A 13,102-nucleotide genomic window follows, 5' to 3' on the forward strand; every position below is an offset into this window, starting at 1 on the left:
CTCACTCCTAGTCGATCAACTGTGCGGCACGCAAAGCGCCCACGGCAGCCAGCCAGCGTGGCTGCTGACGATAGTCGGTGGTGGCAAAGCCCTGGCCGCGCATGCGTGCCAGGCCTGCAGGTGGTTGAACCTTGAGTCGCTGCGCAGCGCTCAACGCCAGCTCGGCGGCAGCACGATCATTGCAGACCAGCCCCATGTCACAGCCTGCACTCAAGGCCGCCTCGATGCGACTGGCCGCATCACCGACGACATGCGCACCGGCCATGGACAGGTCATCACTGAAGATGACGCCCTGGAAGCCCAGCTCGCCGCGCAGGATGTCCTGCAACCAGCGCCGCGAAAAACCGGCTGGTTGAGCGTCCACGCGCGGATAAATCACATGGGCCGGCATGATCGCTGCCAGTTGTCCGCTCAGGCGCTGGAACGGAACCAGATCGTGGCGACGAATATCCTCCAGCTCGCGCTCATCCAGCGGAATGGCCACATGCGAGTCGGCCTCGGCCCAGCCGTGTCCGGGAAAGTGCTTGCCCGTTGCCGCCATCCCCGCCGCCTGCATGCCACGGATGAACGCACCGGCCAATGCCGTCGCGCGCTCACCGCTATCGGCAAAGCTGCGGCTACCGACCACCGCACTGCGCTGATGGTCCAGATCCAGTACCGGGGCAAAACTCAAATCCAGGCCTACCGCCAGGACCTCTGTCGCCATCAGCCAGCCGCATTGCTCGGCAAGGTATTCAGCGTTCTCGTTATCAGCCAGGGCACGCATGGCCGGCAACCGGACAAAACCCTGGCGCAGCCGCTGCACACGTCCGCCTTCCTGGTCCACCGCCAGTAGCAGATCCGGGCGAATGGCGCGGATAGCAGCGCTCAGTTCGCGCACCTGCCGGGGATCTTCGATATTGCGTGCGAACAGAATCAGCCCACCCACTTCTGGCTGGCGCAGGATCTGGCGATCCTCGGCCGTCAGCCAGGTACCGTGGATGTCCAGCATCAGGGAACCAGTCAAGGGAGTCGTCAAAAGTATTCCTTAAGCGAGATCGGCAGTCGCCCACTCAGGGCAAGGTGCCTCGCCAATGAAAACCGCGCAGTGCACAGGCACGCGAGGGAAAAGGTCCAGCAAGTCCGTATTGCGCAGCCGCACGCAGCCATGGGACAGCGGCACACTCATAGGCTCTATATCAGGCGTGCCATGCAGGTAGATGTATCGGCGAAAGGTATCGACATCACCCAGACGGTTGATGCCTGGCTCGCAGCCACTTAGCCAGAGGATGCGGGTCAGGATCCAGTCCCGGCCGGGAAATTGATTGGCCAGCTCAGCCGACCAGACCTCACCCGTCCAGCGCCGACCTCGCAGCACAGCGCCCTCAGGCAGACCCTCGCCGATTTTTGCCCGAACCAGATGACGGCCGCGAGGCGTGCAATTCGAACCGCTGCGCTCCCCTGCTCCATTGAGAGCAGTGGAAACCGGCAGGCGCAACAACAGCTGCCCATCGGCAAAGCCGTATAGGCACTGATCAGCGATGGATATGTGCAATAGATCGAGCGGGCGCATAGATCGCTAGCTTAGCCGATCCAGACGCCCCGGCACAGTCAGGATCAGGCTTTGGCGACTGTCGACTTGGCGCGTGGAAGCAGCTGGGCAGTAGCCAGTGCCTCTTCGCTGACGCCTGTTTCCGCTCGCATCGCTGCCGCCAGGAAAGGCACCATCAGGCGCATGACTTGCTCAATGGAGGTATCGACACCGAAGTCGGTCTCGGCAATCGCGCGCAAGGCCTTGATGCCCGACATGCTGAACGAAGCAGCACCCAGCATGAAGTGCACACGCCAGAACAGCTCGAGCGGAGGAATACGCGGCGCCGCCTCATGCAGAAGCAGCAGATAGCGACGGAACACCTTGCCGTACATATCTTCCAGGTAGCGACGCAAGTGTCCCTGGCTCTGACTGAAAGCCAGTCCAAGCAAACGCATGAAAATCGACAGGTCATTGCCACTGCGCGGCTTCACCGCCAGCGCCTGCTCGACCAGCATCTCGAGAAGCTCTTCGAGACTGGCCTTCTCCGGCTTGGTTTGGCGACGATCCAGCTCACGCTCGAGGCTGACACAGAAAGGCCCGAGGAAACGCGAGAAAACCGCCTGAATCAGCGCCTTCTTCGAGCCGAAGTGATAGTTAACGGCAGCCAGATTGACACCAGCCTTGCTGGTAATCAGGCGCAAGGAAGTCTCGGCGAAGCCTTTTTCCGCGAACAACTGCTCTGCAGCGTCCAATATGCGCTCAACAGTTTCTGACTGAGCCATAAGATTCTCACCTGACAAACACTTGTTTGAAACATACGTTTCAGGCGACTGTCCTGTCAAGTATTCCCAGCCCAATCGTGGCCGGGCGGTCATAGATTAAACCATAGCGCCACAGACACCACTAAAGCTGCTGCTTGGCTGCGGCAAAGCAGGTACAGAAAGAATTGTTGCCATCGCACTTTCACTGTATATAATCACAGCAACTGTATAAACAGACAGACCACCAGCATGATCAAACTAACGCCCCGCCAAGCTGAAATTCTTGCCTTCATCAAACGCTGCCTGGAAGACAACGGCTACCCTCCAACGCGAGCAGAAATTGCTCAGGAGCTGGGCTTCAAGTCACCCAATGCTGCCGAGGAACATCTCAAGGCCCTGGCACGCAAAGGGGCGATTGAAATGACCCCTGGCGCCTCGCGCGGCATTCGCATCCCAGGCTATGAGCCTGAAGCGGCGGAAGAGGAAGGCCTTCCTATCATCGGTCGCGTTGCTGCCGGCGCGCCCATTCTCGCCCAGCAGCATGTCGAGGAGTCCTGCCAGATCAACCCGGGATTCTTTCAGCCTCGCGCCGACTACCTCCTCCGCGTACGCGGCATGAGCATGAAAGATATCGGCATCTTCGATGGCGATCTGCTTGCCGTGCATACCACGCGCGAGGCGCGCAATGGCCAGATCGTCGTGGCACGCATCGATGACGAGGTTACGGTCAAACGCTTTCAACGCACCGGCAATAAAGTGCTTCTGATTGCAGAAAACCCGGAATTCGCACCGATTGAAGTGAATCTGGAAGAACAGGATTTGATCATTGAAGGTTTGAGTGTCGGCGTCATTCGCCGCTAACCGAGGAGAGCTTCATGCAGTTCCCGCAGTCGCTGAACCACTCGCAACTTCCGCTGTTTGAAGCTTTCCTGGGCCAGGGCTTGAGCCCACTACTGATTGATGAAATCGAATTGCCGGCCTGGGCCGAAGAGCCCGAATCCTTCAGCGAGTTGAGCCTCAGCGGCTCGATCAGCCACTGTCGCCAGTTGCTAGGCCCTGTTATGCGCGAGCTGAGCCAGAATCAGAATGCCCGCTGGCTGACGCTGATTGCCCCGCCTGCCAGCATTACCAATGCCTGGCTGCGTAGCGCCGGACTCAACCTCGATCGACTGCTCGTTCTGCAACCCAAATCAGAACAAAGTGCCATGGAACTGGCTTGCGAAGCACTGCGCCTGGGCCGCAGCCACACCGTCGTCAGCTGGCTTGAGCTTCAGGCTGGAGAACGAGCAACCCTGAGCAGCGCCGCCCGGCTCGGTAGCGCGCAAAGCCTGAACATTCGCATGAGTTGAGAGGCCTGAGCAGAACAGCCCAGGCCATGTGCAGGAAAGAACCAGGTAGAGAAGGAAGATCATCCTGCGAGTACTGAAGGTAGTTCAGTATCGCGATCTATTCGAATGATGACGAGCCGAAAGCCAATTAGCGCAACAGCTCAGTGAAGAACCCGCGGGTGGTCATCATGCTCCACCTCGCCCTCAGCCAATCGCCCAGCCATCTGGACACCGACGTTGAGCATGGCTTTCGCCACTTCGACATGATGCCCCTGCAGAAATGCCTTGGCGTCGGCGGAGAAATCCAGAGTCACCAACGTTTCCTCATCCTCAGCACGACGCAATGCAATGCGCCCGTCAGGAAGCTCGACAATTTCCAGGAAGGATGTAGGCATTCAGGTTCTCCAATCAGGCGGCTAGTGTAACAGTCAGATCAGGGCAGCCGCTGCCCATCCATCCTTCCAAACTCAGCACTCGCTGAGCGATTCGCGAAAGCGCAAGGCCAACAGCTTGAGCTGCTGACGCCAACCTTCCATCGTTTCTTGCGTCAATACAGGCGGCTCGTCAGAAACACTGACGGTTTGAATAAGCGGCAACGTAGGATCGACCTTCGCCGCTTTCGGAGCCGCAGGAGGGGCAGATAATGCCTCGTAAGCACTAAGCAATTGCGCCAGCCAGGTTTCCGGCTGCTGCGCCATCTCGACCAGCTCGGCAAACTCCGGGCTTGGCGCTGCCTTCAGGACCGCCTGATTGAGCAGTAGTTCGACCCGCGACGCATTGGCCTCGGCCAGACGATAATAACCTGCGACTTCATGGCACAGCCCGAGCAATGCGCCATACAGGTGAAACAAGGCCGCTTCACGCTCCGCCTGAACCTTGCCCGGCCCGCCTAGCGCCTGCCCCTCTTCTGCCTTGCGCAGGCTATCCAGGGCCAGACCTGCAAAATAGATCTTCTGGTTAGTTCGGGTATACAGCTCGTGCGCCATCGCGGCACCCTCGATCATTGCTGGCGATTTCGCCCTGCTCGACTGCAATCCGAACAGGGCTCACTCCATCAGCCTTTGGTTTCAACCTTCCATTTACCGCCGGAGAAGAATGCACGCCAGCCAGTGGGCTTACCGTCCACCTCACTCTGCACGTACTGCTCCTTGGTCTTGCGGCTGTAGCGGATAACCGCCGGACGGCCTTCTGGATCCTTCTTCGGAGCATCCAGCAGGAAGTGGTACTTCGGATCGATTTCATCCTTGTGCGGAATCAGCTCGAGCACCAGCGGTGCACGAGTTTCGCGGTTTTTCGGGAACTGGCTGGCCGCCAGGAACAGGCCCGATGCGCCATCACGCAGCACATAGGTATCGTTGACCTTCTCGCACTTCAGTTCCGGCATCTGCACCGCGTCCATTTTCGGCGGAGCAGCCTCACCACTGCGCAGCAGCTTGCGGGTGTTCTTGCAGCTGCTATTGGTGCAACCGAAGAACTTGCCGAAACGCCCCGTCTTGAGTTGCATCTCACTGCCGCACTTGTCGCATTCCAGGCTCGGACCTTCGTACCCCTTGATGCGGTACTGGCCCTGCTCGATCTCATATCCCGTGCAGTCAGGGTTGTTGCCACAAATGTGCAACTTGCGTGTTTCATCCAGCAGGTACGCATCCATCGCCGTGGAACAGATCGGGCAACGGTGCTTATTGAGCAGAACGCGCGACTCCGACTCGCCCTCGTCATCAGCGGCAATTTCATCACCAGGGATGAGATTGATAGTGGCCTTGCAGCGCTCTTTCGGCGGCAGTGCATAGCCAGAGCAGCCGAGGAATACACCGGTGGATGCGGTACGAATCATCATCGGTCGGCCACAGTCGCGGCAGGCGATATCGGTCAGGGTCGGCTGATTGGCACGCATGCCACTGTCGGCGACCTCCGCCACTTCGAGCTTCTTCTTGAAGTCGCCGTAGAACTCGTCGAGCAAATGCTTCCAATCGCGCTCACCCTGTGCGACATCATCCAGATGCTCTTCCATACCGGCAGTAAAGCCGTAGTCCATCAGGTTGGAAAAACTCTCGCTGAGACGCTCGGTGACGATGTCGCCCATTTTCTCGGCATAGAAACGACGGTTCTGTACCGTGACGTAGCCGCGCTCCTGGATGGTCGAAATGATCGCTGCATAGGTCGACGGGCGACCGATACCGCGCTTTTCCAGCTCTTTGACCAGGCTGGCCTCGGAGAAACGAGCCGGTGGCTTGGTGAAGTGCTGACTCGGGTCGAGCTTGATCAGCTTCAGCGCATCGCCTTCGCTCATGTCCGGAAGAACGTCGTCCTCACCCGGCTTGCTCTGCTGCGGCTGCGCCTTGGTATAACCGTCGAACTTGAGGATGCGGCCCTTGGCACGCAGCTCGAAAGCACCCGCTGCAACGGTGACACTGGTCGACAGGTATTCGGCTGGTGGCATCTGGCATGCCACGAACTGACGCCAGATCAATTCGTACAAGCGCTCGGCGTCACGCTCCATGCCGGAGATCTGTGTCGGGCGCAGATTGACGTCGGACGGACGAATCGCCTCGTGCGCCTCCTGGGCGCCCTCCTTGCTCGAATAGACGTTGGCCTTGGCCGGTAGATACTTCTTGCCGTACTCGCTCTCGATGAAGCCCCGCACCATCTCCACAGCATCAGCCGAGAGGTTGGTCGAGTCCGTACGCATATAGGTGATGTAGCCAGCCTCGTAGAGACGCTGAGCCATCATCATGGTTTTCTTCACGCCGAAGCCGAGGCGGTTGCTCGCGGCCTGCTGCAGGGTCGAGGTAATGTACGGCGCCGACGGTTTGCTGCTGGTCGGGCGGTCCTCCCGCTTGGCAATGCTGTAGGCAGAAGCCTTGAGCTTCTCCAGCGCCGCCATGGTCTGGGCTTCGTTGACCGGCTTGAACGCCTCGCCATTCTCGCGAACCACCTCAAAGCGCACGTTGGCGTTCTTGGCAGTGCCGAGGTCTGCGTGCAGCTCCCAGTATTCTTCCGGTACGAAAGCACGGATTTCCTTCTCGCGCTCAACCACCAGCTTGACCGCTACTGACTGCACCCGACCGGCGGACAGGCCACGGGCGATCTTCTGCCAGAGCAGTGGCGAGACCATGTAGCCGACCACGCGATCGAGGAAGCGACGCGCCTGTTGCGCGTTGACCCGGTTGATATCCAGATCACCAGGCTTGGAGAAGGCCTCCTGAATGGCCTTCTTGGTAATTTCGTTGAACACCACGCGCTTGTAGCGGCTGTCGTCTCCGCCAATGGCCTCGCGCAGGTGCCAGGCAATGGCCTCCCCTTCACGGTCCAAGTCGGTTGCGAGGTAGATGGTGTCGGCATCTTTGGCCAAGCGGCGCAGCTCTTCGATCACCTTCTCCTTGCCGGGAAGGATCTCGTACTTGGCCTTCCACCCGTGCTCAGGGTCGACGCCCATGCGGGCGACCAACTGACGCTTGGCCTTTTCCTTGGGCGACAGCGCAGGCGCTTCGGCCGCAGCGGCCTTGCCGCGCTTGACCGGCTCCTTGGCAGCACTGGCGGAACCGCTGGTAGGCAGGTCACGGATATGGCCGATGCTCGACTTCACCACGTACTGGTTGCCCAGGTACTTGTTGATGGTCTTGGCCTTGGCCGGGGATTCCACGATGACCAGCGATTTGCCCATGGATTGGAAAATTCCTGAATTCGAGAGAGTAAAAGCGGGAGGAGCCACTAAAGGCACCGCTATATATAGTGGCGATCAAGGCAAGGTCAAGCTCGGGACTTGCTCAATCCTTGCCGAATGACGCAGATTCAGCCTCGATCAAGGCAAAGCGCGGCACGCTTTCACCGTTCACTTCGACAGTACTGCAGAACATCTCCAGCGGTCGTACCCACATGCCGAAATCGCCGTATAGCGCCTGATAGACCACAACCTGTTCCTCTGTCTCCGAATGGCGAGCGACAGTAAATACACGGTAGTGCGGCCCCTTGTAATGACGATAGAGACCCGGCTGCAACAGCATTGGTTCGACTCCTGATTAATTCTGCACAAAAACAAAAACCGGGGCACGAGGCCCCGGTCTTTCCATCCTGGAACGCTTAGACGGGATCGCCTAGATGCGCTCGAAGACGGTGGATATGCCTTGGCCGAGGCCAATGCACATGGTGGACACGCCGAGGGTGCCGCCATTTTGCTTCATCACGTTCAACAGGGTGCCGGAAATACGCGCACCGGAACAGCCGAACGGGTGGCCCAGCGCAATCGCGCCGCCGTGCAGGTTAACCTTCTGCTCCATTTTGTCGAGGAGTTTCAGGTCTTTCAGCACTGGCAGAGCTTGCGCGGCGAAGGCCTCGTTGAGCTCGACGAAGTCGATGTCGTCCATGGTCAGGCCAGCACGCTTCAGTGCTTTCTGAGTGGACGGCACCGGGCCGTAACCCATGATCGCCGGATCGACACCGTGCACGGCCATCGCACGAACCACGGCCAGCGGCTGGATGCCGAGGTCCTGGGCACGCTGGGCGGACATGACGATCATGCAGGAAGCACCGTCAGTGATCTGCGAGGACGTACCTGCAGTCACGGTGCCGCCTTTCGGGTTGAACGCCGGTTTCAGGGCAGCCAGGCTTTCAAGGGTGGTTTCCGGACGAATGGTTTCGTCGTAGTCGAATACCTTCAGGAAGCCGTTCTCGTCGTAGCCTTGCATCGGGATGATTTCATCCTTGAACTTGCCTTCGACGGTAGCCTTGTGCGCCAGACGGTGAGAACGCTCACCGAAAGCGTCCTGCTGCTCGCGGCTGATGCCGTGCATCTTGCCGAGCATTTCAGCGGTCAGACCCATCATGCCCGACGCCTTGGCGGCGTACAGCGACAGGTGCGGGTTCGGATCCACGCCGTGCATCATGCTGACGTGGCCCATGTGCTCCACACCGCCAACCACGAACACGTCGCCGTTGCCAGTCTGGATTGCCTGCACGGCAGTGTGCAGGGCACTCATGGAAGAACCACACAGGCGGCTGACGGTCTGCGCAGCGCTGGTGTGCGGGATCTGGGTCATCAGCGACGCCATGCGCGCAATGTTCCACCCTTGCTCCAGGGTCTGGTTTACGCAGCCCCAGATCACGTCCTCTACTTCAGCCGGGTCCAGCTTGCTGTTGCGCGCCAGGACACCACTGATCAGGTGTGCCGACATAGTCTCGGCACGGGTGTTGCGGTGCATGCCACCTTTGGAACGACCCATCGGGGTACGACCGAAGTCGACAATGACTGCGTCTCTCGGATTCAGGCTCATATCTCTACTCTCGCTCTGATCGTTGCGCGATTAACCGAAGAACTTCTGGCCGTTTTTGGCCATTTCGCGAAGTTTGGCGGTCGGGTGGTACAGCGCGCCCAGTTCGGCGTATTTGTCCGCCAGGGCAACGAATTCGGCCACACCGATGGAGTCGATGTAACGCAGTGCACCACCACGGAAGGGCGGGAAGCCGATGCCGTAGATCAGGCCCATGTCGGCCTCAGCTGCGGTTTCGACAATGCCGTCTTCCAAGCAACGAACGGTTTCCAGGCACAGCGGGATCATCATGAAGTTGATGATGTCCTCGTCCGTCACTTCGCGCTGCTCGACCACGATGGCCTTGAGCAGTTCGTAGGATTGCGGATCGGAGACTTTCTTCGGCTTGCCGCGCTTGTCGGTCTCGTACGAATAGAAACCCTTGCCATTCTTCTGACCCAGGCGATTGGCGTCGTACATCACGTCAACGGCAGTCTTGCCTTCAACGGCCATACGATCCGGGAAGCCTTCGGCCATGACGTCGCGACCGTGGTGACCGGTGTCGATGCCGACCACATCGGACAGGTACGCCGGGCCCATCGGCCAGCCGAACTTCTCCATCACCTTGTCGATGCGCACGAAGTCGACACCGAAGCCCAGCAGCTTGGAGAAGCCACCGAAGTACGGGAACAGTACACGGTTGACCAGGAAGCCCGGGCAGTCGTTGACCACGATCGGGCTCTTGCCCATCTTCTTGGCGTAGGCAACGGTAGTGGCCACGGCCACTTCGCTGGACTTCTCGCCACGGATGACTTCGACCAACGGCATCATGTGCACCGGGTTGAAGAAGTGCATACCGACGAAGTTTTCCGGACGCTTGAGGGCCTTGGCCAGCAAGTTGATGGAAATGGTCGAGGTGTTGGAAGCCAGGATAGCGTCTTCTCGTACCACGCCTTCGACTTCGGCCAGAACGATCTGCTTGACCTTCGGGTTCTCGACGACGGCTTCGACGACGATGTCGACGTTACCGAAATCACCGTAGGACATGGTCGGACGAATGGCGTTGAGGGCTTCAGCCATCTTCGCCGGGGTCATGCGACCTTTCTCGACGCGCTTGCCGAGCAGCTTGGCCGCTTCGTTCAAGCCCATCTGGATACCCTCTTCACGGATATCCTTCATCAGGATCGGCGTGCCTTTGGAGGCCGACTGATAAGCGATACCGCCACCCATGATGCCAGCGCCGAGTACGGCAGCCAGTTTCACGTCGCGCGCGATTTCGTCGTATTGCTTGGCTTTTTTCTTCAGTTCCTGGTCATTCAGGAACAGACCGATCAGGCTTTCGGCAACCGAAGTCTTGGCCAGTTTGACGAAGCCGGCGGCTTCGACTTCCAGGGCTTTCTCGCGACCGAAGTTGGCGGCCTTCTGGATGCTCTTGATTGCTTCGACCGGGGCCGGGTAGTTCGGGCCAGCCTGGCCAGCGACGAAACCTTTGGCGGTTTCGAAGGCCATCATCTGCTCGATGGCATTGAGCTTGATCTTTTCCAGCTTGGGCTGACGCTTGGCCTTGAAGTCCAGCTCGCCGGAGATGGCGCGCTTGACCAGATCCAGAGCAGCTTCCTGCAGCTTGGCCGGAGCGACGACAGCGTCGACAGCGCCTACTTTCAGGGCATCGGACGCCTTGGCTTCCTTGCTCGAAGCGATCCACTCGATAGCATTGTCGGTACCGATCACGCGCGGCAGGCGCACGGTGCCGCCGAAGCCTGGGTAGATGCCCAGTTTGACTTCAGGCAGGCCGACCTTGGCGGTTTCGCTCATGACGCGATAATCACCAGCCAGGCACATTTCGAAACCGCCGCCCAGGGCGATGCCATTGATGGCAACTACGGTCGGAACGTTGAGGTCTTCGAAGTCGCTGAAGATCTTGTTGGCTTCGAGGTTGCCGGCTACCAGCTCTTCATCGGGCAACTTGAAGTTGTCGACGAACTCGGTGATGTCGGCGCCGACGATGAAGACGTCCTTGCCGCTGGTAACGATTACGCCCTTGATCGAACCGTCTGCCTTGATGGCATCCACGGACTGACGCAGTTCGCTCAGTGTGAGACGGTTGAATTTGTTGACGGACTCACCCTTGAGGTCGAAATTCAATTCGACGATGCCACCCTCAAGAGCCTTAACCGTGATGGCTTTACCTTCGTAAATCATCAACTGATCTCCACGGTATGGAAGCTGAACAGTACACATCGGAGCCAACCAGGGACCCGCTCGCGACACAGCCGTCGAGCATAGCCCCAATCGGCCTGGCACACCCGCCGACGCGATATTCGGGCTGTATTGATGCCGTCTACAAGACAAACACTCAATTCATACGCCCGTTTGATTTGGGTGCGCACACATTCTGCGAAAAGCAGACAGTTGTCAATTGTCGACGCGCTTCACACTGTATCGAGCAGCGGCAGGTATAGCGGTACATGCCCTGGAGCCCGCGTCACATAGGCTATCGCGGTCGAGAAAGGCTACCCATGACGACTATTCGCCGCATGAATTAATAATGAACGGGAGGAAACTCAGGCGAGCTCAGCAAGAAAAGTGGCCACTTTCTGCAAATCGTGTTCGTCGCCACGCTCCCCCCAGTACACGGCGATCATCTGCCGACCGGCTTCCGCCTTGTACACATCTGAAGGAAGCGCGCTCAAACGAGCCAGCATAGGCGCATCGTCACATGGCTCACGCCATTGATTGAGCCATTGACCTGCCTCGGGCTGCCAATAAACCCAGGTATCGACATGCCCGGCCCGCCGCCCACGGTGATATTGGGCACAGCTCTTCGGCGGACTGCACGTCAGCCAATGCGGCCACTCCTGCTGGGTCAGTTGCATGGCAAGCCCCATGCGTCGCGCGGCCATGCGCAAGGCCATCTGGCGGCTTTGGCGTGCCGATGGGCGCAGCCAGACCAGAGGACTAAGCGCCACACCTATGAGCAAAATCACTATCCATCCGGTCATATATGTCACTCTGCAGGAAAGCCTGCGTTATCCAGCAGGCGCAGCCATACTGATCAAAAACCTCAGGAGGAAGCACCATGTCCTATCAGCACATACTCATCGCCGTCGATCTGACTGAAGAGTGCGATCCCGTGGTGCAGCGCGCCCTGGCCCTGGCGACCAGCGAAGGTAACGCCAAGGTTTCCCTGGCGCATGTAATCGAACCCATGGCCATGGCCTTCGGCGGCGATGTTCCGATGGACCTGTCGCTGCTGCAGCAACAGCAATTCGATCAGGCACGTGAGCATCTGCAGCGCTTCGCCAATAAGCATCCACAAGTGACCAGCGAACAGTGCCACCTGACCTACGGCCAACCTCGCCAGGAATTGCACCGCCTTGCCGCAGAGCATGGGTGTGACCTGATCGTGGTCGGCAGCCATGGTCGCCATGGCCTGGCACTGCTACTCGGCTCTACCGCCAATGACGTTCTGCATGGCGCTCCCTGCGATGTGCTCGCCGTGCGCTTGAAGAAACAATAAACAGCCAGGGCGGCGCTTAGCGCCGCCCGCCTTCACTCTCCCGAATCCTCGGCACTCATCACCAGCGGCCGGATTTTCTGCAACTGCGTTTCCAACGACACCGTCATGCTCGATGACATGGAGAAGAACGTCAGGAACGCCTTGAGATTGGAGTCCCCCTCGCAGGTATCGTGAATACGTTGCCAGAACGCCTGGTTGACCAGTTGCAGTTGCTGGAATTGCCGCACCAGCCCGCGCAGCTCCCAGTCAGGACGCCGCCCCTCGCGAAAATTGAAGTACTGCCGCGCAAGGTAGAGCGAAATGGTGCGCAGGATGAACTCCTGGCTGCTGGCAAAGGGCAGGTGATTGTTCGCCATTGGCTTCAGCCGACCCAATAGAGGGCACGCACTGGTCGCCATGATGACCCCGAGCAGCGAACGCAAGCCCTCTTCCAGACTCACCTGCTTGCTGTACTCACGCTCCGGCGTACGCACGGCCACCTGAGCCCGCTTGATGGCAGGCAGGCCATTGAAGTCTTCGATTACCCGATGGAGATCGACCGCCGCCGGGCAGTGACTGAACGCATCCTTGCTCAGCGGGCAGTTGCTGCATTGGTTGTAGGTCAAGCGCGTCCACTTGGGGGTGGCTTCTGCACTCTGGGGATCATATTGACGATCCAGTTCGATCTTGTAGCTGAACTGATGTTCGTCATCCAGAGTGATGCGGTACTCAATCGCCATGCGTGTCTCCGGCAG

The 13,102-nt window shown here is 59.0% G+C and carries 14 protein-coding genes; 3 read left to right on the forward strand and 11 right to left on the reverse strand.

Annotation, left to right across the window (positions count from 1 at the left end; genetic code table 11):
* Window positions 1–7: 7 nt before the first annotated feature.
* From nagZ to ACWPW0_RS15525, 3 genes are read right to left on the reverse strand one after another with little or no spacing between them, the layout of a single operon-like run.
* Entirely contained in the window at window positions 8–1,006 is a 999-nt protein-coding gene (gene nagZ, locus ACWPW0_RS15515) for a beta-N-acetylhexosaminidase (RefSeq protein WP_454256748.1), read from the reverse strand.
* A gap of 21 nt (window positions 1,007–1,027) precedes the next feature.
* Window positions 1,028–1,552, reverse strand: coding sequence for a L,D-transpeptidase family protein (locus ACWPW0_RS15520; protein WP_454255777.1), 525 nt, complete (start codon window positions 1,550–1,552; stop codon window positions 1,028–1,030).
* Window positions 1,553–1,596: 44 nt separating this feature from the next.
* Window positions 1,597–2,295: a TetR family transcriptional regulator gene (locus tag ACWPW0_RS15525; protein ID WP_454255778.1), complete on the reverse strand. Its 699-nt coding sequence runs from the start codon at window positions 2,293–2,295 to the stop codon at window positions 1,597–1,599.
* Between the two features lie 228 nt (window positions 2,296–2,523).
* Here ACWPW0_RS15525 and lexA point away from each other — a divergent pair, with 228 nt between their 5' ends.
* Together lexA and sulA are read left to right on the forward strand one after the other, a co-directional pair.
* Entirely contained in the window at window positions 2,524–3,135 is a 612-nt protein-coding gene (gene lexA / locus ACWPW0_RS15530) for a transcriptional repressor LexA (protein WP_447592784.1), read from the forward strand.
* A 14-nt stretch (window positions 3,136–3,149) separates the two neighbouring features.
* Window positions 3,150–3,623, forward strand: a complete 474-nt coding sequence (gene sulA / locus ACWPW0_RS15535; protein ID WP_454255779.1) for an SOS-induced cell division inhibitor SulA — start codon at window positions 3,150–3,152, stop codon at window positions 3,621–3,623.
* A 140-nt stretch (window positions 3,624–3,763) separates the two neighbouring features.
* Here the strand turns inward: sulA and ACWPW0_RS15540 are convergent, their stop codons facing one another.
* From ACWPW0_RS15540 to ACWPW0_RS15570, 7 genes are all read right to left on the reverse strand, one after another.
* The gene (locus ACWPW0_RS15540) at window positions 3,764–3,997 is read right to left on the reverse strand and encodes a hypothetical protein (RefSeq protein WP_447592786.1); all 234 of its coding nucleotides are present in this window, start codon (window positions 3,995–3,997) and stop codon (window positions 3,764–3,766) included.
* 72 nt (window positions 3,998–4,069) lie between these two features.
* The gene (locus tag ACWPW0_RS15545) at window positions 4,070–4,588 is read right to left on the reverse strand and encodes a DUF6586 family protein (RefSeq protein WP_454256749.1); all 519 of its coding nucleotides are present in this window, start codon (window positions 4,586–4,588) and stop codon (window positions 4,070–4,072) included.
* Between the two features lie 68 nt (window positions 4,589–4,656).
* Window positions 4,657–7,266 carry a type I DNA topoisomerase gene (gene topA, locus ACWPW0_RS15550; protein ID WP_454255780.1) on the reverse strand — a complete coding sequence of 870 codons (2,610 nt, stop codon included), beginning with the start codon at window positions 7,264–7,266 and terminating at the stop codon, window positions 4,657–4,659.
* Between the two features lie 103 nt (window positions 7,267–7,369).
* Window positions 7,370–7,606: a DUF1653 domain-containing protein gene (locus ACWPW0_RS15555; protein ID WP_454255781.1), complete on the reverse strand. Its 237-nt coding sequence runs from the start codon at window positions 7,604–7,606 to the stop codon at window positions 7,370–7,372.
* 90 nt (window positions 7,607–7,696) lie between these two features.
* A complete protein-coding gene (gene fadA / locus ACWPW0_RS15560; RefSeq protein ID WP_454255782.1) occupies window positions 7,697–8,872 on the reverse strand; it encodes an acetyl-CoA C-acyltransferase FadA in 1,176 nt (391 codons plus the stop codon).
* Between the two features lie 30 nt (window positions 8,873–8,902).
* On the reverse strand, window positions 8,903–11,050 hold the full coding sequence (fadB, locus tag ACWPW0_RS15565; protein WP_447592794.1) for a fatty acid oxidation complex subunit alpha FadB: 2,148 nt from the start codon (window positions 11,048–11,050) through the stop codon (window positions 8,903–8,905).
* Window positions 11,051–11,412: 362 nt separating this feature from the next.
* Window positions 11,413–11,850 carry a hypothetical protein gene (locus ACWPW0_RS15570; protein WP_447592796.1) on the reverse strand — a complete coding sequence of 146 codons (438 nt, stop codon included), beginning with the start codon at window positions 11,848–11,850 and terminating at the stop codon, window positions 11,413–11,415.
* A gap of 77 nt (window positions 11,851–11,927) precedes the next feature.
* Here ACWPW0_RS15570 and ACWPW0_RS15575 point away from each other — a divergent pair, with 77 nt between their 5' ends.
* A complete protein-coding gene (locus tag ACWPW0_RS15575; RefSeq protein ID WP_447592797.1) occupies window positions 11,928–12,368 on the forward strand; it encodes a universal stress protein in 441 nt (146 codons plus the stop codon).
* Between the two features lie 32 nt (window positions 12,369–12,400).
* Here the strand turns inward: ACWPW0_RS15575 and ACWPW0_RS15580 are convergent, their stop codons facing one another.
* The gene (locus tag ACWPW0_RS15580; RefSeq protein WP_454255783.1) at window positions 12,401–13,087 is read right to left on the reverse strand and encodes a DUF6901 family protein; all 687 of its coding nucleotides are present in this window, start codon (window positions 13,085–13,087) and stop codon (window positions 12,401–12,403) included.
* Window positions 13,088–13,102: the final 15 nt, after the last annotated feature.

The sequence above is a fragment of the Pseudomonas sp. Marseille-Q8238 genome (assembly GCF_965111915.1).

Excerpts from the sequence above, each read along its gene's own strand:
- sulA (WP_454255779.1), top strand. The coding sequence starts at position 3,150 with ATGCAGTTCCCGCAGTCGCTGAACCACTCGCAACTTCCGCTGTTTGAA.
- lexA (WP_447592784.1), top strand. The coding sequence starts at position 2,524 with ATGATCAAACTAACGCCCCGCCAAGCTGAAATTCTTGCCTTCATCAAA.
- ACWPW0_RS15520 (WP_454255777.1), bottom strand. The coding sequence starts at position 1,552 with ATGCGCCCGCTCGATCTATTGCACATATCCATCGCTGATCAGTGCCTA.
- ACWPW0_RS15555 (WP_454255781.1), bottom strand. The coding sequence starts at position 7,606 with ATGCTGTTGCAGCCGGGTCTCTATCGTCATTACAAGGGGCCGCACTAC.
- fadA (WP_454255782.1), bottom strand. The coding sequence starts at position 8,872 with ATGAGCCTGAATCCGAGAGACGCAGTCATTGTCGACTTCGGTCGTACC.
- topA (WP_454255780.1), bottom strand. The coding sequence starts at position 7,266 with ATGGGCAAATCGCTGGTCATCGTGGAATCCCCGGCCAAGGCCAAGACC.
- ACWPW0_RS15540 (WP_447592786.1), bottom strand. The coding sequence starts at position 3,997 with ATGCCTACATCCTTCCTGGAAATTGTCGAGCTTCCTGACGGGCGCATT.
- fadB (WP_447592794.1), bottom strand. The coding sequence starts at position 11,050 with ATGATTTACGAAGGTAAAGCCATCACGGTTAAGGCTCTTGAGGGTGGC.
- ACWPW0_RS15545 (WP_454256749.1), bottom strand. The coding sequence starts at position 4,588 with ATGGCGCACGAGCTGTATACCCGAACTAACCAGAAGATCTATTTTGCA.
- ACWPW0_RS15525 (WP_454255778.1), bottom strand. The coding sequence starts at position 2,295 with ATGGCTCAGTCAGAAACTGTTGAGCGCATATTGGACGCTGCAGAGCAG.
- ACWPW0_RS15575 (WP_447592797.1), top strand. The coding sequence starts at position 11,928 with ATGTCCTATCAGCACATACTCATCGCCGTCGATCTGACTGAAGAGTGC.
- ACWPW0_RS15570 (WP_447592796.1), bottom strand. The coding sequence starts at position 11,850 with ATGACCGGATGGATAGTGATTTTGCTCATAGGTGTGGCGCTTAGTCCT.
- ACWPW0_RS15580 (WP_454255783.1), bottom strand. The coding sequence starts at position 13,087 with ATGGCGATTGAGTACCGCATCACTCTGGATGACGAACATCAGTTCAGC.